Genomic DNA, 25,398 nt, shown 5'->3' on the forward strand with positions numbered 1-25,398 from the left:
TACCGCTCGGCGCACATCGGCGGCAATCGCCGGATTAGATTTTGATTTGCGAAGGCAGGTCCTTGAGGCGCTGTTCATCCGGAGTGATGAACAGCGTTTTTTGATGATCGTAGATGACAAAACCCGGTTTGGCGCCGCTCGGTTTCTTGACATGGCGGATGAGCGTGTAGTCGACGGGAACCATTGACGACGAGCGAGCCTGGCTGAATTGCGCCGCCAGCATGGCCGCCTCTTCGAGCGTGCTGTCATTGAAGGCGTTCCCGCGGATCACGACATGCGAGCCGGGGATGTCCTTGGTATGCAGCCATGTGTCGTTCGGCCCCGCCACTTTGTTCGTCAAAAAATCGTTCTGCGTGTTGTTCTTGCCTACATAGATCGGCAGGCCTTCCGATGAAGTGTAGCAGAGGAGCGCCGGCTGCTTCGGCTTCTTCTTCTTGGCCCCGCGCTTCACGCGCTGTCTCATGTACCCCTGATCGACGAGTTCTTCTCGTATCTCCTCGATATCGGCAAGCGATGCGCTGTCGAGCTGCTGCAGAAGCGAGGCGAGATACTGGATCTCCCGCTCGGCCAGCTCCATCTGTTCGGCCACGACCGTTTGGCTGTTGCGGAACTTGGCATATTTCTTGAACAGCCGCTGCGCATTCTGGGAAGGCGTCAGCTGCGGATCGAGCGTGATCGTGACGAGCGGCATGTCTTCCTCGTAATAGTTCGCAAGCTCCACGGAAGTATCGCCGCGCTGAACCGCGTGCAGGCTGGCCGTCAGCAGCTCGCCCAAGATGCGGAATTTATCGGCTTCGCGTGCCTCGCGCAGCGTTTCCTCCAGCTTTTCTACCTTTTTCTCGTTCTTATTGCGTTCGTTTTGCAGGAAACGGATGAGATCCGACACCCGCTGCTTCACGGTATCGCGCTGCGCTTTGTCGCCGTAGAAGGCCTCGAGGCAGGCGCTTACCGTTGCGAATGCCGAGGTGTCTCCGGAGAGATGCGTCAATGCCGTCACGGAGAAGGCGGACTTCCCGCTGCCGCCGCTTAGGGCGACGATCTGCGGTTCGTACTTGCGCGTCCGGAACTGCGTCATCAACTCATTGAATATCGGCCAAAGCGTACCGCTCGTAAGCTGCAGCTCATCCAGACCATTCGGCAGCGTGATCGGTGCTTCGCCCGCGGTTCCACGGTAGACGATTTCCTTGGCCAGCAGGGGGCTCAGTCCGCTGAACGCGGCGACGATCAGCTTGTCCGGCGTCAACGATTCGGCCGGGACCGCCTTCGGCGCCGTTCCGAAATGGATGCTGTCCTCGTCGGGCATCGGCGGATGCAATAAAGCCGTCCCGGCCGCATGAAGCGCGTCCGTGAATTCCTGCTCGTTCAAGATCGAGAACGGATCGCGTTTGCCCTGCTCCGGCGGGGAGACGTAAGCCGTCCCCGGCATAACGACGCGGAAGCTGCTGATGGACGGCGTGACATGGTGAATGCCATCGTGGATGGTCTCCGTGGCCGCATCGAGCAGAATTATGTTGCTGTGCCGGCCCATGAGCTCGATGACGATTCGCTTCTGAAACGTATCGCCCAGCTCGTCCCTCTGGCGGACATCGAGATGAAGGATGCGTTCATTGCCGACTTGACGGACGGCTTCGATCACGGCGCCTTCGCAATATTTGCGCATCAGCATGCAGAACATCGGCGCCTCCATCGGGTTGACGAAGGATTGCTCCGACCAGTGCACGCGCGGGTAGGTCGGGTTAGCCGAGAGCAGCAGCCTGCCCTGGATTCCGCCGCCGCGAATTTGCAGAACGAGGTCATGCGGCGACGGCTGGTGTATTTTATGAATGCGCGCTCCGACGCAGGCTTGAAGCTCATCCGCGACGGCGCGGGTAACGATTCCATCTAAGGCCATAGCGTATATTCCCCTTTACTTGTCATTCATCTTTCCTATCATGCCATAACCGGAACAAAAACTTAAGTCCCGGGCTGGGATATTTTCAGGTTTGTCCGAATACATTTAGCCCATAGAGGCTGTCCGTCAGGCGGCGAGTATCGGAAGGGAGTCGGAGGAATGGAACAAGGAATGTGGCATGGACTGGAAACGGCCGAGCTGGCGAAGGCATTGGATGCGAACCTGGAAACCGGGCTGTCGCCGGACAAGGCGGCCGAGCGATTGATGCAGGTAGGCCGAAACGAGCTGTCGGAGGGGAAGAAAGTTTCGCCGCTGAAGCTCTTTCTGGGTCAGTTCAAAGACTTCATGGTGCTGGTGCTCATGGGGGCGACTTTGATCTCGGGGCTGCTCGGCGAATATTTGGACGCCATTACGATCGTTGCGATTATCGTGATCAACGCCGTTCTCGGATTCGTGCAAGAGTTCCGGGCGGAGAAATCGCTGCGCGCGCTCAAAGCGCTGTCGGCTCCGATGGCCAAGGCGCTGCGCGGAGGAGAAATTATCTTTATTCCCGCGAGCGAGCTCGTTCCGGGAGATGTCGTAGAGCTTGAGAGCGGCGACCGGATCCCGGCAGACCTGCGGTTTACCGAAACGAACAGCTGTTACGCGGAAGAGTCGGCTTTGACGGGCGAGTCGGTGCCGGTGAACAAGCACTGCGATCCGATCAAGTCATCGGATATTCCGCTCGGCGATATGCGCAACATCGGCTTCATGGGCACGATGATCACCCGCGGCACGGCCAAGGGCATCGTCGTCCGGACAGGCATGAACACGGAAATGGGCAAAATCGCCAATCTGATTCAGCAGACGGAATCGATGGAGACGCCGCTCCAGCACCGTCTTGAGCAGCTGGGCAAAATTCTCATCATCGTCGCTCTGGCGCTCACGGTCATGGTCGTGCTTGCAGGCATCCTTCACGGTCAACCGGCTTACGAAATGTTCCTTGCCGGCGTCAGCCTGGCGGTCGCCGCGATTCCGGAAGGACTGCCGGCCATTGTTACGATCGCTCTCGCGCTCGGCGTGCAGCGGATGATTAAACGGCGCGCGATCGTGCGCAAACTGCCTTCCGTCGAGACGCTCGGCTGCGCGTCCGTCATCTGCTCGGACAAGACGGGAACGTTGACGCAAAATAAAATGACCGTGACGAAGCTGTGGATCGGCGGACGCGGCATGGATATTACGGGCGAAGGCTACGAGCCGGCCGGGGGCTGCTTCGAGGGCGGCAAGGGCGTAGATATCAAGCATGACCAGTCGCTTCGCCGGCTGCTGCAGGTCGCGGCGCTGTGCAACAACGCAACCGTCTCCAAGCTCGACCAAGAGCCGGATCCCAAGCGCAAGAAGGGAAAAGGCATGATCGTGCAGGACGAGTGGGTGTTGAAAGGCGATCCGACGGAAGGGGCGCTGACGGTACTGGCCTCCAAGCTCGGGGTATCCGCCAAGTCGATGGAAGGGCTCTATAAGCGGATCAAGGAGTATCCGTTCGATTCCGAGCGCAAGCGGATGTCCGTGCTGGTCTCGCATCAAGGAGGACGCCTGGTCTGCACGAAGGGCGCGCCGGACGTGCTGATGAATCAATGCGCGTACATTTTATGGGACGGCAAAGTCGTGCCATTCACGGCTACGCTCAAGCAGAAGGTCGGGGATGCAGGAGAGAAGCTGGCCGCGGGCGCGCTTCGGGTACTGGGTTTCGCCTACCGCGAGCTGCGTCCGCATGATGCGTCGGAGGTGGAAACGGATGTCGAGCATTCGCTGATCTTCGTCGGCCTATCCGGCATGATCGACCCGCCGCGCCGCGAAGTGAAGGAAGCGATCGCGAACTGCCGCCGTGCGGGCATCAAGACGGTCATGATTACCGGCGACCATCAATCGACGGCGGAAGCGATCGCGGGACAGCTCGGCATCATGCCGCGCGGCGGCATCGCGGTCAGCGGGCAGCAATTGAACGAAATGTCGGAGGAACAGCTGGATCGGCTGGCCGATAATATCTTCGTATACGCACGCGTATCGCCTGAGCATAAGCTGCGTATCGTCAAGGCGCTGCAGCGCAAAGGACATGTCGTGGCGATGACCGGCGACGGCGTCAACGACGCGCCGGCGATCAAGGCGGCCGACATCGGCATCGCGATGGGCATCACCGGAACAGACGTATCCAAGGAAGCATCGTCGCTCGTCCTGAGCGATGACAATTTCTCGAGCATCGTGGCCGCCATCGAGGAAGGCCGGGGCATCTACGAGAACATTCGCAAATTTATCCGCTACCTGCTTGCTTCGAACGTGGGCGAAATCTTAACGATGTTCCTGGCGATGATGGCCGGACTGCCGCTGCCGCTCGTGCCGATCCAAATCTTGTGGGTGAACCTGGTGACGGACGGCCTGCCTGCCATGGCGCTTGGCGTCGACCAGGCAGAGAAGGACCTCATGCAGCAGAAGCCGCGCTCTGCGAAGGAAAATATATTCGCCCGCAGGCTCGGTTGGAAAATCATCAGCCGCGGTATTCTGATCGGCGTGTTCACGCTGGCGGCGTTCTGGATAACGCTGCGCATCAAGCCGGGCGACCCGCAAAATCTAATCCACGCGCAGACGGTCGCGTTCGCAACGCTCGTCATGGCGCAGTTGATCCACGTATTCGACTGCCGCAGCTCGAGATCGATTTTCCACCGCAACATCCTGCAAAATAAATATTTGCTGTTCGCCGTCCTGTCGTCGGTCGTGCTGATGCTTGCCGTCTTGTACGTGCCGGTATTGCAGCCGATTTTCAAAACCGTGCCGCTAACGATCCGCGACTGGTGCCTGGTGCTTGTCGCCGCCGGAATCCCGACGTTCTTCATGGGCATCGGCAGCGTGCTCGGCACGACGGACAAGAAGAAGAAATCCAAATGGCCGCTCGGAGGCCAAAAAGCAGCGATGCGTTGATCGAGAAGAGGACTGTCTGGGGATTATTCCAGGCAGTCTTTTTCGCGTTCGCGCCTCTAGGCGTGAGACTTCGGCGAGAAACGACTTGGATACCTTGACCCTGCGTCATGGTTTATACTGTAGTTCAGGAACAGGAACAGGAACAATAGTCCAAGGCAGGGATGAAGGAGGCTTCGTTGGCGTGAAAATCAATGAAATTGCGGAGAGGCTGGCGATAACGCCGCGCGCGATCAGGCTCTATGAAACGAAGGGGCTGCTCAAGCCCGGACGCGAAGCAAAGAACGGCTACCGGATTTTCTCGGAGAGCGACGCTTGGCGGCTGCAAACGATTGCCGCGCTGCGGAGCGTCGGGCTTGGATTGGATCGAATCAAAACGTTGATCGAACGGCATGACGAAGGGGATTCCGCGACCGTGCACCATGATCTTGAGCTGCAAAGAATGGCGCTCGTCTCCAAATGGGTGGAAAGCAAATACGCGATCGCCATGCTGGATGAACTGATCGGGCGGCTGGAGGCGAAGGGGAAGCTGGAGCCCGAGGACCTGCTTCAATTGACGGGCCGGCTGAAGGAGGTTCGGCGGCAGCAGGAATCATGGATCGACGCCTGGCAATTCGACAAGCTTGCAGCCGAATTCGACGGTTCCTCCGCATGGATGTCCGCAGGTGCCGCATTGTCGCAGGCGGAGTACGAGCAAGTATTGGATTTAATCATGCAGTGGGTATCGCCGCAGGAGGGCGAAGAAGGGCTGGATATCGGGACGGGGACAGGGAATTTAGCCGGCCTGCTCGCAGCGGGCGGGGCCCGGATGTCGGGCGTCGACCAGTCCAGGGAAATGTTGTCCCTTTGCCGGGACAAGCATCCTTCCGTAACGGCCAAGCTGGGCAATGCGCTCGCGCTTCCCTTCGCGGACGGGCGATTTCCGTTCGTCGTATCCGCGTTCGCGCTGCATTATATGAGCGGCGGGCAGCAGCTGCTGGCGCTGGAAGAAATGGACCGCGTGCTGAAACCGCACGGGAGAATTTGTCTAGCTGGCCTCATGCGGGACAATGGGCTGGGGGCAGGAGAGTCGGACCCGACGAGGCATGCAATCGACCGCAGCGAGCTGACGGCTTGGTTCAGGGAACGCGGTTATATTACGCTGCATTATAGTATCAACACGAGCATTGGCGCGCTCTACGCCGTTCGCAAACATTGACTTGACCTTCACCCGGCGTCAAGCCTCATGCTGAGGAAGACAACAATCCGGGAGGGAATACGATGATCGAACACGACATTATTTATCAAACCCAAGCCGAGCGTTACGAAAGGCTAATCGCCAGCGAAGACGCCGAGGACAATCTGCTTCGCGCCATTCAAACGATCGTACCCGACCTGACGGTGCTGGATGCGGTCGACATCGGTTCCGGCACTGGAAGGCTGGCGAGGCTGCTTGCCCCGCAGGTAAGATCCATTCTATTGACGGATGCATCGCAAGCCATGCTCGATATCGCCGCCAAACAGCTGACGGAAGCAAAGATGACCAATTGGCGGACCAGTCAAGGCGTCAACGACCGGCTTCCTCTGGTTAACCAAAGCGTCGATCTGCTGACCGCGGGCTGGACGATCTGTTATTCGGCAAGCAGCAATGTCCCGAACTGGCGGACGAACTTGCAAGCCATCCTCGCCGAAATGGAACGAGTGATCCGTCCGGGAGGCACGGCGATCATCTTCGAAAACTATGGCACCGGCGCGTCCGAACCGAATCCCCCAAGCTTTCTGAAGGATTATTATCGAGCGCTGGAGCAGCAGCATGGCTTCGAGCATCGGTACATCCGGACGGATTTCCATTTCGCCTCCGAGGAAGAAGCATTCGCCCTCATCGATTTCTTCTTCGGCAGCGAGTTCAGCCAGCAAGTGGTGAACGACCAAACCGTTCATTTCCCCGAATGCACAGGTATCTGGTGGAAAAGCTTTTAAGGAAGGGAGCCCCAAAAGGCGCGCCGACTTTTGCCTGCAAATGCTCAGGCAATCGCATATCGAACTTCGCCGCCCAAGGACAAGGCGGCCCACCAATTGCCGGCAGAGCACAGCGAAAAGCCCAGGCAATCGTGTAACGAACTTCGCCGCCAAGAACCTGGCGGCCCATAATTGCCGGCGGAGCGCAGCGAATAGCCCAGGCAATCCCACAAACCATCTTCGCCGCCAAGAACCTGGCGGCCCCCAAATTGCCGGAGAGCGCAGCGAACCCCAGGCAATCCAACCCTGCGCCAAACGTAAAGCGTGTCCCGCAAGGGACGAAAGCGAGCCCAGCACGCATGGACTCCTCGCGCGTCTCTCCGGCGCATCACGTTCCCATGGTCCCGCAAGGGACACCAGGCAGCTCACATCCGCCAAACGTAAAGCGTGTCCCGCGAGGGACGAAAGCGAGCCCGGCACGTAGAAACACGGGTGCGATTCTCTGCGGCGCCAACGTTATCCCCATTCGGGTGTCCAGAGGGCGGAGCCCTTGGGGTCCCCCTTGGAGAAGGGGGATTTAGGGGAATCGACACATAACTACATGAAAGTGATGCAAAAATGCAAAGATTAAAGTACAATAAATAAATTATAATAGTTGCAAATGGAAACCTAATAGGTAGAGGAGAGCAACTATAATGAACTTTACGAAAATGCACGGACTAGGGAACGACTTTATCGTAGTCGCAGGCGAATCGAAGCTGCCGGATAACGCAGCGCAGCTGGCGGAGCAGCTTTGCAATCGCTTCTTCGGTATCGGGGCCGACGGACTCGTTTATATTTTGCCTTCGGAGAAAGCGGATTTCCGGATGCGCATCATCAATTCGGACGGATCCGAAGCGGAGCAGTGCGGCAATGCCATTCGCTGCGTAGCGAAGTACGTGTACGACAACGGCTTGACGGACAAAGAAACGCTGACCATCGAGACGCTGGGCGCCGGCGTGCAGGCCGTGCAATTGACCGTGGACAACGGCAAAGTCGTGAAAGTCCGCGTCAACATGGGGCAGCCGATTCTCGAAGGCTTGAAGGTACCGACGACGATCGATGCCAATCCGGTCATCAATCAATCGATCGAGGTGGACGGCCGCGAATTCAAGTTTACGGCGGTCTCGATGGGGAACCCGCACTGCGTCATCTACGTCGACGACGCGGTCAATTTCGACCTGGCGGCATGGGGCCCGAAATTGGAAGTCCATCCCTTGTTCCCGCGCAAGATCAACGTGGAATTCGTAACGGTGCGCGCCAAGGACTTCACGGACATGCGCGTATGGGAACGCGGGGCGGGACCGACGCTGGCTTGCGGTACGGGCGCATGCGCAACCGTCGTTGCTTCCGTGCTGAACGGACTGACGGATCGGACGGCGACGGTATCGCTCAAGGGCGGCGACCTGTTGATCGAATGGGATGAAGCAACGAACCATGTCTATATGACGGGACCGGCCGCCGAGGTATTCCGCGGAACGGTATAAGCAATAGATGAAGGAGTTTTGATAATGAAACCGGATTTAAGGGAGGCGCTGCAGGCGCGCATCTTGACCGGGGACGGCGCGATGGGAACCTACCTGTACGGGATGGGGTTCCCTGTCGGCGTTTCCTACGAAGAATTCAATCTGCTCCGGCCGGACGTGATTACGGACGTACATCGTCGCTATTACGAAGCAGGGGCTAGAATCATAGAGACGAACACGTTCTCGGCCAATCTGGCGAGCCTGACGCATTACGGGCTGGACAGCGAAGTCGAGGCCATCAACAGGGCAGGCGTGCAAATCGCGCGCGGGGCAGTCGGCAGCGATGCCTACGTCGTCGGCGCGGTAGGTTCCATCCGGGCCGGGAAACGCAAAAATATTTCGGTCGCTCAGCTGGACGACCTCTTCCGGCAGCAGATTAACGCGCTGCTCACGGCAGGCGTCGACGGCATCATGCTGGAGACGTTCTACGATCTGGAGGAAGCGCTGCTGGCGCTTCGTATCGTGCGGAGCCTATCCGAGACGCCGGTCATTTGTCAGTTCGCGGTGGAGAAAGAAGCGGTTACGCTGGACGGAAAACCGATCGCTTCCGCTTTCGAAAGCCTGCGGCTGGAAGGCGCGGACGTCGTCGGGTTTAACTGTCGCAGCGGCCCGAACGGCATTCTTCGCGCCATCGATTCCATTAACGCGGAAGTGAAATTGCCGTTGTCCGTCTTCCCGAATGCCGGGATACCCGATTACGTGGACGGCAAATACCAATATACGTCGACACCGGAATACTTCGCGGAATCCGCCCGCAAATTCGCGGACCGCGGCGCGCGCATCATCGGGGGCTGCTGCGGTACGACGCCGGAGCATGTCGCGGCAATCGCGGCGGCGCTCGACGGGTACCTGCCGCGGCCGGTAGATCCGTCGGAGCTGCTCCAACCATACTCGGAGCGGATCATCGTTCGCGATGAGAGACCCGCAGCGACGGAGCCGACGATCGTGGACCTCGTGAAGGAACGCCATACGGTCATCGTCGAGCTTGATCCGCCCCGCGACCTCGCCATTCAAAAATTCATCGAAGGAGCGAAGGCGCTGAAAGCGATCAAAGCGGACGCCGTGACCATGGCGGACAATTCGCTCGCCGTCACGCGCATGAGCAACATCGCGCTGGCATCGCTCGTGCAGCAGCAAGTAGGCATCCGGCCGCTCGTGCACATCGCATGCCGCGACCGCAACCTCATCGGGACGCAGTCGCACATGATGGGATTGGACGCACTGGGCATTGATCATGTCCTTGCCGTTACGGGCGATCCCGCCAGATTCGGCGACCTGCCGGATTCCAGCTCCGTCTACGACCTGACCTCGTTCGAGATGATTCGAATGATCAAGCAGCTGAACGAAGGCGTGGCCTTCTCCGGCAAGGCTTTGAAGCAGAAGGCGAACTTTATAACGGGCGCGGCGTTTAATCCGAACGTCAAATATTTGGATAAAGCGATTGCCCGCCTGGAGAAGAAAATCGAGACCGGCGCGGATTATATTATGACCCAGCCCGTCTACGACAAAGAATTAATCGTCCGTATCGCGGAAACGACGAAGCATCTGCAGGTTCCGATCTTCATCGGCATCATGCCGCTCGCCAGCGGGAGAAACGCAGAGTACCTTCATAATGAAGTGCCCGGAATTCAACTGTCGGATGAGGTTCGCAAGCGGATGGCAGGACTCGAGGGCGAAGCGGGACGCGCGGAAGGCGTACGCATCGCGGAAGAGCTGCTCGATACGGCGATGGAATACTTCAATGGCATCTATCTCATTACGCCGTTCATGTTCTATGATATGACAGTGAAGCTGACGGATTATGTATGGCAAAAAACGGGCAGTTTAACGAGGTAACCTCGTTTTTTCTCCCGTTTGCGCTTTAACACTTGTTCGTCCGATGAAAATGGATTAATATAGACATTGGATGCACTTGCCATGCCGCTGTCGATGCGTTAAAATTAGGGACTCTGAGTTTTTATGGCTCTTGGGGCTCAAGACAGCTGGCATAACGTATGCTCCGGACTTTTTTCGTCAAGAATAGTGCAATATTCTGCCTTGCAGATTCCATCATTCTTGCGCTTATCTATACATCGTGTGCTATTCATGCTCATGCACGAGAGATACCGGAGGGGAACCTATCATGGCCATTAAGCTCATCAATATTGGTTTCGGGAACATCGTTTCCGCAAATCGGATTATTTCGATCGTCAGTCCGGAATCTGCGCCTATCAAACGGATCATTCAAGAAGCGCGCGACCGGCATATGCTGATCGACGCCACTTATGGCCGCCGCACGCGGGCTGTCATCATCACGGACAGCGATCATGTTATTTTATCAGCGGTTCAGCCGGAAACGGTTGCGCATCGTCTATCGACCAAGGATGACGATCACGACGAATAGTAACGGGGAGTCATATGAACAGAGGATTGTTAATCGTATTGTCCGGTCCTTCGGGCGTAGGCAAAGGTACGGTGTGTTCCGAGCTGCGGCATAAACAGAACGAATTGGTTTATTCCGTATCGGCGACGACCCGCTCGCCCCGCCAGGGAGAAATCGACGGAGTCAATTATTTTTTTAAGACGCGGGAACAGTTTCAAGACATGATCGCGCGCGACGCGCTGCTGGAGCACGCGGAGTACGTGGGCAACTATTACGGCACCCCGCGCGATTTTGTAGAGCGAACGCTTGCCTCGGGCAAGGATATTATTCTTGAAATCGAAGTGCAGGGCGCGCTCAAAGTAAAAGCAACGTTCCCTCAAGGCGTGTTCATCTTCTTGGTGCCGCCGTCTCTTGATGTGCTTAAACAGCGCATTACGGGCCGCGGTACGGAGAATGCCGATATTATTGACCACCGGATGAATGTAGCGGTGGAAGAAATGAATTTGATTCGCTACTACGATTACGCCGTGGTGAACGATCAGATCGATGCAGCGTGCCACCGCATTCAAAGCATCATTGTCGCGGAGCACTGCCGCAAGGACCGGTTTATCGAAGAACTCGAAGAAGTGAAGGAAGCTTCCGAGAAAGCATGAGTGGGGTGAGAGAACGTTGTTGTATCCATCGATCGATGAAATGATGAAGAAAGTAGACAGCAAGTACTCGCTGGTAGTCGCGGCATCGCGTCGCGCGCGCAAGCTTCGGGATGGAAGCAAGAGCGAGATTCGCTCGCCGAAGTCGCATAAATACGTAGGCGTAGCGCTCGAAGAGATCTATCAAGATATCCTCGTGGTGGAGAGCACGCTGAACAAGAAAGACGATGAGTAAATGAGTGCACAAGAATAACAACCCTCGAGGTTGTTATTTTTTTACCTACATGCGGTGGTAAGAAGAGGGGAGAGATTTCCATGCTGCAAGGGAAAACGATTCTTTTGGGGATTTCGGGCGGAATCGCGGCGTATAAAGCGGCAACGATTTGCAGCCGGCTCGTTCAGGCAGGAGCGAAGGTGCGCGTCATCATGACGGAATCGGCGACCAAATTCATTGCGCCGTTGACGCTGCAGACGTTGTCGCGGCATCCGGTCTATCTGGATACGTTCGATGAATTCGATCCTTCCGTCGTGGCGCATATCGACGCGGCCGACAGCGCCGATCTGGTGCTGGTCGCGCCCGCGACGGCGAATATCGTGGGCAAAATGGCGAACGGGCTCGCGGACGATTTTTTAAGCACCACCTTGCTCGCCGCGACCGCTCCGGTAATCGTAGCGCCTGCGATGAACGTCCATATGTACGCGCATCCGGCAGTAGAACGGAATATGGCGCTGCTGGCGGATCGCGGCGTTCGATTCGTAGAGCCGGGTACGGGTCTGCTCGCATGCGGGTATGTCGGCAAAGGCCGTCTGGCCGAGCCGGAGGAGATCGTCGCCGCGGTCAAGCACTGGTTCGCATCGCGGACGGAACTCGCAGGCAAATCCGTTCTCGTTACGGCAGGCGGTACCGCCGAACGGCTGGACCCGGTACGCTTTTTGACGAATGATTCTTCCGGCAAAATGGGCTTTGCATTGGCGGAAGCGGCAGCCAATCGCGGCGCTGACGTTACCTTGATCGCGGCGCGGACGACTGCCCCGCCGATCGTGGGCGTCAAGCTTGTGCGCGTGGAATCCGCCGAGCAAATGCTGCAGGCTGTCTTAGAGCGCTACGACGCCGCAGATATCGTCATCAAAGCGGCTGCGGTGGCCGATTATCGTCCGGTATCGCAAGCGCCGACGAAGATCAAGAAAAGCGAAGAGAAGCTTGTCCTCGAGCTGGAACGGACGACCGACATCCTGAAAACGCTCGGCGAGCGCAAAACGCATCAATTTCTCGTCGGCTTCGCCGCGGAGACGGAGCAGGTTGCGCAGTATGCGATGGACAAGCTTCGCCGGAAGAACTGCGATCTTGTCGTCGCGAACGACGTTTCTCAGGATGGCGCGGGGTTCAATTTGGATACGAACGTCGTCCAGATCTTCGGCAAGGATGGCCTGATCGAAGCTCTGCCGCAGCTGCATAAGCGGGAAGTGGCAGATCATCTGCTGGAGCGCATCGTACGCCAGATGCAGAAGAAGCCGGCCGGGGAGGCCGGCGAATGATCGCGAGAGTGATCGTGGACGTGCCGAGCCGCGCAACGGATCGACCGTTCGATTACAAGATTCCGGAGAACTTGAATGGCTGGGTGGAAGTGGGCAGCCGGGTAGGCGTGCCTTTCGGCGGACGCGTGCTGCAAGGTTTCGTCGTCGGTCTGGCTCCGTATGCGGACGTTGACGTCAAGAAACTGAAGCCGATCGCGGAGCTGCTGGATCATCTTCCGCCGCTGTCCCCCGACCTAGTCGAACTGGCGCGCTGGGTCAGCGAGAAATATTGCTGCCCATGGACGACGGCGCTGCAAGTGATGATTCCGGCGGCGCTGAAGGGGAAAGCCGATTCCGTGGTTTCCTTGTCGGAGGAAGAAGAATGTTCGGAGGAACGAACGGGATTCCTTACAGAAGAGAGCGAGCCATGGTTTCAATATATCCGGAATAACGGAGAAGTCCGCTTGGCGCTGCTCCAGGAGCGTTTCCCGGAAGCCGCGGCAGGCATCAAAGCGGCTATTCGGCGCGGAACGCTCCGGGAGGAAATCTCCATACGCGACCGGCTGAAGGTGCGCAAAGTTTGGACCGTTTTCCCTCCGGAGGATACAGCGGCCGCTGAGGCTGCGCTGGCTTCGGCATCGTCTCGCGCGGCGAAGCAGCAGGAAGCGGCGCGCTACATTTTGGACAACCCGGAGCCGATTCCGCTTGCCGCGTTGGCGCAGGCGCTATCGACCACGACGGGAACGATTCGCGGAGCGGCGGATAAGGGCTGGCTGACCATTCGCGAAATGGAGCAGCAGCGCGACCCGTACGCCGGCCGGGGATTCAAACGAACGGAGCCGCTGCCGTTAATGGAAGGGCAGCAGACCGTGTATAACGAGATTGCAGAGGCGTTAGACAATGAAGCGGCCCGTGTCTTTCTCCTGCACGGCGTTACGGGCAGCGGGAAGACGGAAGTCTATTTGCAGACGATCGACCGCTGCTTGAAAGCGGAGCGTCAGGCGATCGTGCTCGTTCCGGAAATCGCGCTTACCCCGCAAATGGTGGAGCGGTTCAAAGGCCGTTTCGGCGATTCCGTCGCGGTGCTCCACAGCCGTCTATCCAGCGGGGAGCGCTACGATGAATGGCGCAAGATCCGGGAGGGCCGCGCAGAAGTCGCGGTCGGGGCAAGATCTGCCGTATTTGCGCCTTTCCGGCGGGTTGGCCTCATTATTATCGATGAAGAGCATGAATCCTCTTATAAGCAGGAGGAAAGCCCCAAATATCATGCCCGCGACGTTGCCGTGCAGCGTGCGAAGCAGCATCAAGCCGTCGTGGTCCTCGGCTCGGCGACCCCGTCGCTGGAGTCGTTCGTGGCCGCTTCGGCTTCGCGAAGCCAGGAAGGAACCGCAAGCGCGAACGGTTCCGCGAAGCAGGGAGCGACCTTGCTGCCGATGCCCGAACGCGTCGCGGGAAGGCCGCTGCCGAAGGTGCATCTCGTCGATATGCGCGATGAGCTGAAAGGCGGCAACCGATCGATGTTCAGCCGCCAGCTCCATGAAGCGCTGCTGCAGCGTCTCGAACGCGGGGAACAGTCCGTCCTCCTGCTTAACAGGCGGGGTTACTCCACGTTCGTGATGTGCCGCTCCTGCGGCTACACGGCGCAATGCCCGCATTGCGACATCTCGCTTACCTTCCATCAGAAATCCAAGGCGCTGCGCTGCCATTATTGCGGACATGCCGAGCAGGCGCCGACCGCGTGTCCTTCATGCGAGAGCGAGCATATCCGGTTCTTCGGAACGGGCACCCAGCGGGTAGAGGAAGAGCTTGCCAAGCTGTTCCCCGGGATCCGCGTCATTCGGATGGACGTAGACACGACGACGGAGAAGGGCTCCCACGAGAAGTGGCTGACCATGTTCGGCGAGCGAAAGGCCGATGTGCTGCTCGGCACGCAAATGGTAGCCAAAGGGCTCGATTTTCCATATGTTACGTTAGTGGGCGTTATTGCCGCGGATACGTCGCTCCATCTGCCCGATTTTCGCGCGGCGGAGAAGACGTTCCAGCTGCTGACGCAGGTCGCGGGACGTGCCGGCCGGCATGAGCTTCCCGGAGAAGTCATCGTTCAGACGTACAACCCCGAGCATTACGCCATCATCAGTGCGCAGCGCCACGATTACGCCTCCTTCGCCCAGGAGGAGCTGAAACACCGGCGGTTCATGGCGTACCCCCCGTTCTGCCGGCTAATTCTCGTCACGCTTTCCCATGAGCAGCTGGCATTGGTGTACGCGGAAGGCGAGAAGCTGGCTTCGACGCTCCGCGATCTTGCGCGTTCCGCCGGCGTAAGAGGCTCGGACGAAGGAGACGGCAGCCGATTTATCGATATTCTAGGGCCTGTCGCCTCGCCGATTCCACGGATGAAGGATCGCTATCGATTTCAATGTATGATAAAATATCGTGGAAACGTCGGCGCCTCGGAACTGCTAGGGCAGGCGATTTCGCTGCTTTCGGGCGCGAACGGCCAGCCGCCTGTGACCATGAGCGTAGACGTGGATCCGCAAATGATTTTATAACCTAAACCTATAGAGCAGGATGACTGGAGGTCGTTTTTCATGGCGATTCGATTAATCGTGCAGGATCCGGATCCTGTGCTCCGCGAACGTGCGGTCGAAGTAACGAAATTCAATGCCAATTTGCATAAATTGCTGAACGATATGGCGGAAACGATGTACGATGCGGACGGCGTCGGCTTGGCGGCGCCTCAGGTCGGCATCTCCAAACGGGCGATCGTCGTTGACATCGGCGACGAAAACGGCTTAATCGAGATGGTCAATCCGCAAATCGTGGACGCGACGGGCGAGCAGCTCGGCCCTGAAGGCTGTCTCAGCATTGCAAAATTGAACGGCGACGTTCGCCGCGCGCAGCATATCAAGCTGAAGGGCATGGACAGGAACGGCGCGCCGATCGAACTGGAAGCCAGCGATTTTCTGGCCCGCGCGTTCCAGCACGAGATTGATCATTTGAACGGGGTACTGTTTACCGATATCGCGGAAACCATCTACGACATCACCAATCGTCCCCGTCCGGACGGAGAGTGACCGAATGCGCATCGTATTTATGGGAACGCCGGCATTCGCGGTCGCTTCGCTGGAAGCTGTCTTGGCTGCGGGCCATGCCGTCGAGCTTGTCGTCACCCAGCCGGATCGGCCGAAGGGACGCAAAAAAACATTGACGCCGCCTCCGGTCAAGGAAGCGGCGCTTCTGCGCGGCTTGCCCGTGGAACAGCCGGAGCGGCTGCGCGGCTCCGAGACGGCGGCGCGAATAGCCGAGCTGAAGCCGGATCTGATCGTAACGGCGGCTTACGGGCAAATTCTGCCCAAAGCCGTGCTTGACGTGCCGCGGCTTGGCTGCATCAACGTGCATGGCTCGCTCCTTCCGAAATATCGCGGCGGCGCGCCGATTCAGCGCGCCATCATGGGCGGCGAGACGAAGACCGGCGTCACCATCATGTATATGGCCGAGGGACTCGATACCGGCGATATGATCAGCGTCGCGGAACTGCCGATCACGGACAAGGATACTTCCGGCACGCTGTTCGAGAAACTGACGGAGACAGGCGCGAAGCTGCTGGCGGAGACGCTCCCGTCCATCGAAGCGGGAACCGTTCAGGCGATCCCGCAAAATCATGACGAAGCGACCTACGCGCCGAACTTGACCCGCGACGACGAACGCATCGATTGGAACCGTCCGGCGCGGGCGATCTACGACCAAGTCCGCGGCCTTTCGCCGATGGCCGGCGGGTTCACGCTGTGGAACGGCGAACCTTTTAAAATATGGGGCTGCACGATCGAGAAGCGCTCCGCATCGGCTGCGCCGGGGACGGTTCTAGCCGTGTCCGGCGAAGGCATCGTGGTTCAAACCGGCGAAGACGCGCTGCTGTTGACGCTCATCCAGCCTTCCGGCAAGAAAGCGATGCCTGCTGCCGATTGGCTGCTCGGCGCTCGGCTGGCGCCGGGATCCGTCTTCGGATCCGGAGGTGAAGCATGAGCGCCGACGGCAGCAAAGGGACGGCAGGAAACAAAAGGGCGGTTGGCGGCAAAGGGAATGCCGGAAGCAAAGCGGCTGGCGGAAACGGACAAGCCCAGGCTGTGAAGCCGGCAGGAACGAAGCCCGCGGGTTCGTCTAATAAAGGGCATGGGAAGTTTGCCCCGCGCGGCAAACGGCCCGGCGGCCGCAGCGGTCATAAGCCGGGACCGCAAGCGAGTCCGAAGCCGGAACCGCGGCGCAAAACAGCTCGCGAGGTCGCGCTGGACACGCTGGTTCGCGTGGCGGAAAGCGGTGCCTACAGCAATTTGCAGCTGAATCGCTCACTGGAGGATTCGGGGCTTTCGAAGCCGGACGCGGGACTCGCGACCGAGCTCGTGTACGGAACGATTCAGCACCAGCGGCTGCTCGACGAGCGGTTGAATGCGCTCATTACGAAGGGTTTCAACAAATTGACGCCTTGGGTGCTCGTGCTCCTTCGAATGAGTGCGTACCAGCTGCTTCTGCTTGATCGCATCCCGGCTCACGCGGCCGTCAACGAAGCGGTCGTCATTGCCAAACGCCGCGGCCATAGCGGGATCTCCGGCATGGTCAACGGCGTTCTCCGTAATATGGAGCGCAATCTAACCGAACTGAGACAGCCGATCGAGCTTGCGGACCCGGTACTTCGAATCGGGATTGCGCATTCGTATCCCGACTGGCTGGTCAAACGATGGATCGCGAAGTACGGCGTCGAGACGGCGGAGCAGATCTGCGCGTCGGGGAACGAACGGCCGCACAGCAGCCTGCGCGTGAATCCGCTCAAGCTCTCGCGCGAGAAAGCCGAATCGCTGTTAATGGAATCCGGCTTCGAATCGGCGCCGTCCGCGCTTGCCGTGGAAGGAATTATCGTAAGCGGCGGCGGGAACCTGGCCATGACGGACGGCTATAAGAACGGCTGGTGGTCTTTGCAGGACGAGAGCTCCATGCTGGTTGCGGACGTCTGCGCGCCCGAGCCGGGCATGCGCGTGCTGGACTGCTGCGCCGCGCCGGGCGGCAAGACGACCCATCTCGCGGAGCTGATGGAGGACCGGGGAGAGATCGTCGCCAACGACGTCCATCCGCACAAGCGGCAGCTCATCGAAGAGCATGCCGCCCGATTGGGCCTGAGCGCCGTTCATACCGTCGTAGGCGATGCCGGGACGCTGTCCGAGCGGTACGCGCCGGGCAGCTTCGATCTCGTGCTGCTGGATGCGCCATGCTCGGGGTTCGGGGTCATTCGGCGCAAGCCGGAGATCAAGTGGACCAAATCCGAGGCGGATATCGCCGCGATCGCTTCGCTTCAAACGCAGCTGCTGGACGAAGCCGCGAAGCTCGTGCGTCCGGGCGGTACGCTCGTATACAGCACCTGCACGATCGAGCAGGACGAAAACGAGCAGCAGGTACTGAAATTCCTGTCCCGCTGCGAATCCTTTAAGCTGGATGCCGATTGGCCCGAGCGCGTCTTGCAGCCGCTGCGGTCGAAGGGAATCGTCGGTGACGGCTTCGAAGGCATGGTACAGCTGCTGCCGCAGCATTTCGGAAGCGACGGTTTCTTCATCGCCCGTTTGAAACGCTCGGCCGAGTAGAACCACCTGCCAAAATAGAACGTCACCCATGCCCATAACGGCTCTAAAGTGGCCTGTTATGGGCGTTTGTGGTAAAATAACGATGGCGGTTCCCGCGCAGGGAAGCGTCATGAAAATTTTGCAAAGAAATAGGTGTTTAACCGATGAAACCGTTCATCTACGACTATACGCTGGAGCAGCTGCAAGATTGGATGAAAGAGAACGGCGAGTCCGCATTCCGCGGCACGCAGCTGTTCGAGTGGCTCTATGTGAAGCGCGTCAAGAGCTTCGAGGACATGAGCAATTTATCCAAAGCGCTTCGGGAGAAGCTTGAAGACCATTTCCAATTCGTGACCCTCAGCGAAATCACCAAGTTCGAATCCAAGGACGGCACGGTGAAATTCCTGTTCGGCCTGCACGACAATCATGCGATCGAAACGGTCATCATGCGCCACAGCTACGGCAACAGCATTTGCGTCACGACGCAGGTCGGCTGCCGGATCGGCTGCACGTTCTGCGCTTCGACGCTGGGCGGACTGAAGCGCAACCTGACGGCCGGCGAGATCGTCGCGCAGGTCGTTGTCGCGCAGCAAATGCTGGATGCGACGAACGAGCGCGTCTCCAGTATCGTCATCATGGGTTCCGGCGAGCCGTTCGAGAACTACGACGCCACGATGACGTTCCTTCGTCTGATGATTCATGACAAGGGACTGAACATCGGCCAGCGCCACATCACGGTGTCGACGAGCGGCATCGTGCCGAGCATGTACAAGTTCGCCGAAGAGAACACGCAGATTAACCTGGCCATCTCGATCCACGCGCCGAACGATAAGCTCCGTTCCAAGCTCATGCCGGTCAACCGCCGTTTCCATTTCGAGGAAGTGATGGAAGCCTGCCGGAACTACATCGCGAAGACGGGACGCCGCATTACGTTCGAATACGCCTTGATCGGCGGCGTGAACGACCAGAGCGAACATGCGGAAGAACTGGCCCAAGTGCTCAAGGGCATGCTTTGCCATGTTAACTTGATTCCGGTCAACCATGTGCCGGAGCGGGATTACGTGCGCACGCCGCGCGAGCAGATTTTCGAGTTCCACCGTATTTTAGAGAAAAACAAAATCAATGCCACCATCCGCAGAGAACAGGGACATGACATTGCAGCGGCTTGCGGACAACTACGTGCTAAACATATGGAGTCTACGGCGGGGTGATGAGTCTTGAAAATGGCTTTGCGGAGTGATATCGGAAGAATTCGACTCGTAAATGAAGACCGGGGCTGGTGCGAGGAGCTGGAACCCGGTCTTGTCGTAGCTATCGTTGCCGACGGCATGGGCGGCCACCAAGCAGGCGACGTGGCCAGCAGGCTTGCCGTCGATACGTTTCGCGAAGCGGTGCAGGGTTCCACGGCGGCATTGACCGTTGACGAACGAAAAACACTGATTAGCCAGGCTATTCTGCAAGCCAATGAAGTCGTGTACGACACGGCATCCAACAACGAGCAGTACCATAACATGGGCACGACGGTCGTAGCGGCGCTGCTGACCGATGCGAACGGCGTTATCGGCCACATCGGAGACAGCCGCGCCTATCAATGGCGGGACGGCGTGCTTACGCAAGTGACGGAAGACCATACGCTCGTGAACGAGCTGGTGAAATCCGGCCAAATTACGCCGGAGGAAGCCGCGAAGCATCCGCGCCGCAATGTGCTGACACGGGCATTGGGCACGGACGAGCAGGTAGAGGTGGACGTCAAGGGCATTTCATGGCAGAAGGACGATCTGCTGTTAATTTGCAGCGACGGACTTTCCAGCATGATCGATGCGGCGGCAATCATCGAAACGCTGCAGCAGGACGAGCTGGATCTTGACCAGAAGGCCGACAGGCTCGTTCAATTGGCGCTGCAGGCAGGCGGGGATGACAATATAACCGTCATACTGCTGCATCATGCCGAAGACACAGAGCTTGAGGGGTGATCGACATGATAGGACATGAGCTTGGCGGAAGGTATGAAATATTGACTCGAATCGGCGGAGGCGGCATGGCGCTTGTTTACAAGGCGCATGACGTGCTGTTGAACCGCAACGTCGCCGTCAAAGTGCTTCGCCAGCAATTCGTACATGACGAGGAGTTCATTCGCCGTTTCAGGCGGGAAGCCCAATCCGCCGCGGCTCTTTCGCATCCCAACGTCGTCAGCATTTACGACGTGGGCCAGGAAGAAGATACGCACTATATCGTCATGGAGTACGTCGAAGGCAACAACCTGAACGAAATCATCAAGGAACGCGCTCCGCTGCAGGCGGAAGAAGCGGTCCGCATCGCAGCTCAGATTTGCGATGCCTTGGAACACGCGCATCATAACCAAATCATTCATCGCGATATTAAGCCTCATAATATATTGATCGGCAAGAACGGACGCGTGAAGGTAACGGATTTCGGCATCGCGCGCGCGGTGACGTCGTCCACGATCACGCAGACCGGCTCCATGGTCGGTTCGGTTCATTATTTTTCACCCGAGCATGCCAAAGGAACCGCGACCGGCGAGAAATCGGACTTGTATTCCCTCGGCATCGTGCTCTATCAGATGCTGACAGGCAAACTTCCCTTTCTGGGCGAGAGCCCGATCAGCGTGGCGCTCAAGCATTTGCAGGAAACGTTCGCGGAACCGCGGGAACTCAATCCGTACATACCGCAGAGCGTGGAGAACGTCATTCTGAGAGCAATGCGCAAGAATCCCAACGAGCGTTACCATTCGGCTGCGGATATGCTGAGGGATCTCGAAACCTGTCTGAAGCCAGAGCGGCTGCGCGAACCGAAGGTCGAGTTCAGCAACCCTGACTTCGACGAGACGCGCGTGATGCCGGCGATCCGCGGCAATCTCTCGGACACGCTGGCTGCTTCTCAAGCTGCCGCCAGGGCCGACAAGGCGCCGCTGGCTCCGGAACGCATCGAACGCGACAGGACTGCCTACGTCAAGGAGCGTCCGTCCGCGGCGGCTGTCGCCGCGCAGCAGGAGACGCCGGCGGACTCGGACGATCGGTGGGACTCCAGCGGCCTAGACGATAAACGGAAGCGCAAATGGGTGAAGCCCGTCGTGACGGTCGCTTCCACGCTCATCGTGATCGCGCTTGTGTATTGGGGCGCGATGACGGTGCTCGGCTGGTTCGACATCGAGGAAGTCGCGGTGCCGAATGTCGTCAACATGACCGAGACCGACGCGCGGAACGCGCTGGATAAAGCCGGATTGAAGGTCGAGGAGCCTACGGTTCGCACCGATAAGGAAGGCGTCGCGAAGGATATCGTGTACGAGCAGTCCAAACCGAACCAGCGCGTTAAGGTCGGCTCGTTCATCAAGCTCTACGTGAGTACGGGACCTGAGATGAAAACGGCGGAAAACTATCTCGGCAAAGATTACGAGGATGCCGTAGCGGCGTTGGTCGCTCTTGGCGTCGACGAGAAACGAATCGGCAAGGATGAAATATACAGCGACGAAACGCCGGGCTCGGTATTGGAGCAGTCGCCCCAGGCCGGAGAGGCATTCGATCCGAAGAAGGCTGAATTCCATTTGACCGTCAGCCAAGGCAAGGAAACGCTGAAGATGCCGAAGCTCATCGATCTGAAACAGACCACGGCGATCGATCTGATCCGTTCCAAAGGCTTGACGATCAACGAAGCCGATATCGTCTTCGAGCCGAGCTACAAGGAGAAAGGCACGGTCATTGCCCAATATCCGTATGATCCGGATGCCGAGGTGTCCAAAGGCGCGGCCATTACGATCACGGTCAGCTCCGGGACGCCCGATGACGCGCTCGAGTACACGTTCAATATGATTATCTCACCGGCGCAGGCGGGCAAAACGAGCGAAATCCGCATCGTTTACAGCGACGCTACAGGCGAAAAGATCGAATGGGGCAAACGCAAGATCAAGGATACGCAGCCGTTCCCCGTCAAAGTAACGCTGGCGCCGAATACGGAAGCCAAAGTGGAGATTTACCGGGATAAGCAGCTCGTGGACACGTTCTCGAAAACGTACGAAGAAGTACAATCGGGTGCGGACTCACCGCCGGAAACGATACCTGGCCAAGACGAGCCGCCTCCGGATCAGCCAGCAAATGCCGAGGAGAATTCAACTAATGGCAGTACGAACGCAAACACAGACGAGACAACGGACACGGGAAGCGAGCAATAACGACGCAAGGCATGGAAGGATCGTCAAGGCGCTGAGCGGGTATTATTACGTGCGCCCGTCCGGCGCTCCATCGGATGCCGTTGTTATTCAGTGCAGGGCGCGCGGAATTTTCAAGAAACGCGGCGAATCGCCGCTGGTCGGCGATATGGTCGATTTCGAGGAGACGGAGAACGGCGAAGGCGCGGTCAATGCCATACATCCGCGATCCTCGGAGTTGATCAGGCCGCCCGTGGCGAACGTGAATCTGGCCGTATTGGTCTTCTCCGTAACGGAGCCGGCGCTGAACCTGCAGCTGCTCGACAAGTTTCTTGTTCATATCGAGCATGCCGGCATCGAAGCCGTACTATGCTTAAGTAAACAGGATTTGGCGGAAAATGGCGAGGATACGGCCGATGCTCGGCGGGCGATGTCCGATGTTCGCCGAATTTACGAGCCGATCGGATACGACGTGCTCGTGACGAGCTCGAAGCAGGGAGAGGGCACTTCTGAGCTCAAGGAAAGGCTTCAGGGCCATTTGGCGGTGTTTGCCGGCCAATCCGGCGTCGGGAAATCTTCGCTGCTGAACGCGCTCGTACCGGGGCTGACGCTGGAAACGAACGAAATCAGCAATCGGCTCGGACGCGGGAAGCATACGACGCGGCATGTAGAACTGATCGACATCGGCGGCGGCTTCGTCGCGGATACGCCCGGCTTCAGCCAATTGGATTTCACCGAGCTCGGCATCGAGGAGCTGGGCACCTGCTTCAAAGAAATGAGAGAATTGTCGTCTTCCTGCAAGTTTCGCGGCTGCACGCATATCCATGAACCGGAATGCGCGGTGCTCGAAGCGCTCGGCAAGGGGGAGATCGCGCCAAGCCGGCACGCGAATTACGTGCTGTTCATGGCGGAGATGAAAGAGAAAAAGCGGAGGTACTGAAATGACTATCATTGCACCATCGATCCTGTCCGCGGACTTCGCGGCGCTCGCAGAAGAAATCAAAGACGTAGATCGCGCCGGAGCGGATTGGATACACATCGACGTCATGGATGGCCATTTCGTGCCCACGCTGACGTTCGGACCGATGATCATTCAAGCCGTAAGACCGGCGACGAAGCTCGTATTCGACGTTCATCTAATGATTGAACGGCCGGAGCTTCATATCCCGAACTACGTCGCAGCCGGCGCGGACCGGATTACCGTCCATGCGGAAGCGTGCGTGCATCTGCACCGCGTCATTCATCAAATCAAAGAAGCCGGTCTGCCGGCGGGGGTAGCGCTCAACCCGGCAACGCCTTTAAGCGCATTGGAGAACGTCCTGGACGATGTCGACATGGTGCTGCTCATGACCGTTAACCCCGGTTTCGGCGGACAAAAGTTTATCCCGCAATCCTTGAACAAGATTCGCGGCCTGCGGGCTATGCTGGCGGAGCGAGGACGGGGAGACGTGCTCATTCAAGTCGATGGCGGCATTAACGCCGAGACTGCGCCGCTCGTCAGGGAAGCCGGCGCGACGGCATTCGTAGCAGGCAGCGCCGTCTTTAACGAACGGGATCGCGCCGCAGCCATCGCTGCGCTGCGTTAAGGAGCGGCCGATGGGCGAACGACTGAAGAAAGGCCTTCTGCTGCTGGTATACAGTGCCGGCTGCGGCATATTCTTATTCGTGTTCACGATCATGAAAGGCATGGCGAACCTTGTGTTCTCCCTGCTTGCCATTCTGATCGCGATTCATTATTTCAAACGGTTTTCCTCGATCCGCTCGCGGGTTGCGTTTATCGTGACGGCGCTGCTCATTTTCTTTATTTCCGTCTTTATTTACGCGGTGATTACGGCATCGCAAACCGCTCCCTGAGTGGCGTCAGAGAGAGAGCCTTAATAGAAGCCAAGTAGGACGGATTGGAATAGGACAGTCCTCGGGCGCATAGGATGGTTACATGAACGAACGTTCTTGTAGCCTTTTTTTGTGGGAACTTGGAGGCAGGGAACTGTTGCGGATGTTTATATCCTGCCGTTAGGGTAGGTTTTGCGGCAGGCAAAACCTTACTTGGGCTTAATGGATCGGAGTGCGTTCGTTCGCGTTCCGGCTGAATGAAGAGACGGCAGTCAACCTGCAGGTTCGACGAGGTTCCAGCAAATGCTTAGGAGGGGTGGAGCATGAAATTTTACACGATCAAACTGCCGAAGTTTTTGGGTGGCTTTGTGAAGGCGATTCTAAATACGTTTCAGAAGAGCTAGCGGCGCTCCGGCGGCTCCCCCTGGAACGACCCTGAGCACGCGAGTATACGAGCACGGAAGTCCGCTGGAACGGCGATAGCTTTCGTGCTTCGGCATGCAAAAAAGCACCTGATGAGGATCAGGTGCTTTTTGTCCATGGGTTGATGCCGTTATACGCGAGTCACTTGGCCGGATTTCAGTGCGCGAGTGCTGACGTAAACGCGTTTTGGCTTACCGTTAACCAGAATTCTTACTTTCTGAACGTTAACGCCCCAAGTTCGGCGGGTTTTGTTGTTAGCGTGCGAAACGTTGTTACCTACACCAGGGCCTTTGCCCGTAATGAAACATTTGCGAGACATGGAATACACCTCCCTTGAAGAATCACTGCAAACAAACAGACTCCAATATAATAGCATATGTCCGGGCTTTCTACAAGCGTTTGTCAATGATCGTTTATGCTACCTACAGCTTAAAAAATGATGAAAATAGTCGAGAATGGGGGGCTGGACTTCAAAATCGTTCATTTTTATAGTACAATGTGGAT

Annotated in this window: 22 protein-coding genes; 20 read left to right on the forward strand and 2 right to left on the reverse strand. The window is 57.9% G+C overall.

What is annotated here, in order from left to right; all coding sequences use genetic code 11:
* Positions 1-34: 34 nt before the first annotated feature.
* A complete protein-coding gene (locus GT003_RS19470) occupies positions 35-1,891 on the reverse strand; it encodes an Rqc2 family fibronectin-binding protein (protein WP_161700886.1) in 1,857 nt (618 codons plus the stop codon).
* Between the two features lie 159 nt (positions 1,892-2,050).
* Between GT003_RS19470 and GT003_RS19475 the strand changes: the two genes are divergently transcribed.
* The 20 genes from GT003_RS19475 to spoVM all read left to right on the forward strand — a co-directional run bounded on the left by GT003_RS19475 (position 2,051) and on the right by spoVM (position 24,875).
* Entirely contained in the window at positions 2,051-4,843 is a 2,793-nt protein-coding gene (locus tag GT003_RS19475) for a calcium-translocating P-type ATPase, SERCA-type (protein WP_161700889.1), read from the forward strand.
* A 181-nt stretch (positions 4,844-5,024) separates the two neighbouring features.
* Positions 5,025-6,038 carry a methyltransferase domain-containing protein gene (locus tag GT003_RS19480; protein WP_161700891.1) on the forward strand — a complete coding sequence of 338 codons (1,014 nt, stop codon included), beginning with the start codon at positions 5,025-5,027 and terminating at the stop codon, positions 6,036-6,038.
* 62 nt (positions 6,039-6,100) lie between these two features.
* The gene (locus tag GT003_RS19485; RefSeq protein ID WP_161700893.1) at positions 6,101-6,799 is read left to right on the forward strand and encodes a class I SAM-dependent methyltransferase; all 699 of its coding nucleotides are present in this window, start codon (positions 6,101-6,103) and stop codon (positions 6,797-6,799) included.
* Between the two features lie 674 nt (positions 6,800-7,473).
* Entirely contained in the window at positions 7,474-8,304 is an 831-nt protein-coding gene (gene dapF / locus GT003_RS19490) for a diaminopimelate epimerase (protein ID WP_161700895.1), read from the forward strand.
* Between the two features lie 24 nt (positions 8,305-8,328).
* Positions 8,329-10,179, forward strand: coding sequence for a bifunctional homocysteine S-methyltransferase/methylenetetrahydrofolate reductase (locus GT003_RS19495; protein WP_161700897.1), 1,851 nt, complete (start codon positions 8,329-8,331; stop codon positions 10,177-10,179).
* Between the two features lie 286 nt (positions 10,180-10,465).
* On the forward strand, positions 10,466-10,726 hold the full coding sequence (gene remA / locus GT003_RS19500) for an extracellular matrix/biofilm regulator RemA (RefSeq protein WP_020615370.1): 261 nt from the start codon (positions 10,466-10,468) through the stop codon (positions 10,724-10,726).
* A gap of 14 nt (positions 10,727-10,740) precedes the next feature.
* Positions 10,741-11,358, forward strand: a complete 618-nt coding sequence (gene gmk / locus GT003_RS19505; RefSeq protein ID WP_161700899.1) for a guanylate kinase — start codon at positions 10,741-10,743, stop codon at positions 11,356-11,358.
* 16 nt (positions 11,359-11,374) lie between these two features.
* Positions 11,375-11,590, forward strand: coding sequence for a DNA-directed RNA polymerase subunit omega (gene rpoZ / locus GT003_RS19510; protein ID WP_161700901.1), 216 nt, complete (start codon positions 11,375-11,377; stop codon positions 11,588-11,590).
* A gap of 80 nt (positions 11,591-11,670) precedes the next feature.
* Positions 11,671-12,891 carry a bifunctional phosphopantothenoylcysteine decarboxylase/phosphopantothenate--cysteine ligase CoaBC gene (gene coaBC / locus GT003_RS19515; RefSeq protein WP_161700903.1) on the forward strand — a complete coding sequence of 407 codons (1,221 nt, stop codon included), beginning with the start codon at positions 11,671-11,673 and terminating at the stop codon, positions 12,889-12,891.
* The gene (priA, locus tag GT003_RS19520) at positions 12,888-15,419 is read left to right on the forward strand and encodes a primosomal protein N' (RefSeq protein WP_161700906.1); all 2,532 of its coding nucleotides are present in this window, start codon (positions 12,888-12,890) and stop codon (positions 15,417-15,419) included. The genes coaBC and priA overlap by 4 nt, the downstream gene beginning before the upstream one ends.
* A gap of 39 nt (positions 15,420-15,458) precedes the next feature.
* Entirely contained in the window at positions 15,459-15,944 is a 486-nt protein-coding gene (gene def, locus GT003_RS19525; RefSeq protein ID WP_161700908.1) for a peptide deformylase, read from the forward strand.
* Positions 15,945-15,948: 4 nt separating this feature from the next.
* Positions 15,949-16,893, forward strand: a complete 945-nt coding sequence (fmt, locus tag GT003_RS19530) for a methionyl-tRNA formyltransferase (protein ID WP_161700910.1) — start codon at positions 15,949-15,951, stop codon at positions 16,891-16,893.
* Positions 16,890-18,497 carry a 16S rRNA (cytosine(967)-C(5))-methyltransferase RsmB gene (gene rsmB / locus GT003_RS19535; RefSeq protein ID WP_161700912.1) on the forward strand — a complete coding sequence of 536 codons (1,608 nt, stop codon included), beginning with the start codon at positions 16,890-16,892 and terminating at the stop codon, positions 18,495-18,497. The genes fmt and rsmB overlap by 4 nt, the downstream gene beginning before the upstream one ends.
* Before the next feature lie 143 nt (positions 18,498-18,640).
* Positions 18,641-19,687, forward strand: coding sequence for a dual-specificity RNA methyltransferase RlmN (gene rlmN, locus GT003_RS19540; RefSeq protein WP_161700914.1), 1,047 nt, complete (start codon positions 18,641-18,643; stop codon positions 19,685-19,687).
* Between the two features lie 6 nt (positions 19,688-19,693).
* Positions 19,694-20,449, forward strand: a complete 756-nt coding sequence (locus GT003_RS19545; protein WP_420831388.1) for a Stp1/IreP family PP2C-type Ser/Thr phosphatase — start codon at positions 19,694-19,696, stop codon at positions 20,447-20,449.
* A gap of 5 nt (positions 20,450-20,454) precedes the next feature.
* Positions 20,455-22,662, forward strand: a complete 2,208-nt coding sequence (pknB, locus tag GT003_RS19550; protein ID WP_161700917.1) for a Stk1 family PASTA domain-containing Ser/Thr kinase — start codon at positions 20,455-20,457, stop codon at positions 22,660-22,662.
* Positions 22,607-23,578 carry a ribosome small subunit-dependent GTPase A gene (gene rsgA, locus GT003_RS19555; RefSeq protein WP_161700919.1) on the forward strand — a complete coding sequence of 324 codons (972 nt, stop codon included), beginning with the start codon at positions 22,607-22,609 and terminating at the stop codon, positions 23,576-23,578. Before pknB ends, rsgA begins: the two co-directional genes overlap by 56 nt.
* 1 nt (position 23,579) lies before the next feature.
* Positions 23,580-24,224: a ribulose-phosphate 3-epimerase gene (gene rpe, locus GT003_RS19560; protein WP_161700921.1), complete on the forward strand. Its 645-nt coding sequence runs from the start codon at positions 23,580-23,582 to the stop codon at positions 24,222-24,224.
* Between the two features lie 10 nt (positions 24,225-24,234).
* On the forward strand, positions 24,235-24,492 hold the full coding sequence (locus GT003_RS19565; protein ID WP_161700923.1) for a hypothetical protein: 258 nt from the start codon (positions 24,235-24,237) through the stop codon (positions 24,490-24,492).
* Between the two features lie 302 nt (positions 24,493-24,794).
* The gene (gene spoVM, locus GT003_RS19570; protein WP_040711006.1) at positions 24,795-24,875 is read left to right on the forward strand and encodes a stage V sporulation protein SpoVM; all 81 of its coding nucleotides are present in this window, start codon (positions 24,795-24,797) and stop codon (positions 24,873-24,875) included.
* Between the two features lie 149 nt (positions 24,876-25,024).
* Here spoVM and rpmB read toward each other — a convergent pair whose 3' ends face one another.
* Positions 25,025-25,213: a 50S ribosomal protein L28 gene (gene rpmB / locus GT003_RS19575; protein ID WP_161700925.1), complete on the reverse strand. Its 189-nt coding sequence runs from the start codon at positions 25,211-25,213 to the stop codon at positions 25,025-25,027.
* Positions 25,214-25,398: the final 185 nt, after the last annotated feature.

The sequence above is a fragment of the Paenibacillus sacheonensis genome (genome assembly GCF_009909195.1).
Taxonomy (GTDB): Bacteria; Bacillota; Bacilli; order Paenibacillales; family Paenibacillaceae; genus Paenibacillus_Z; species Paenibacillus_Z sacheonensis.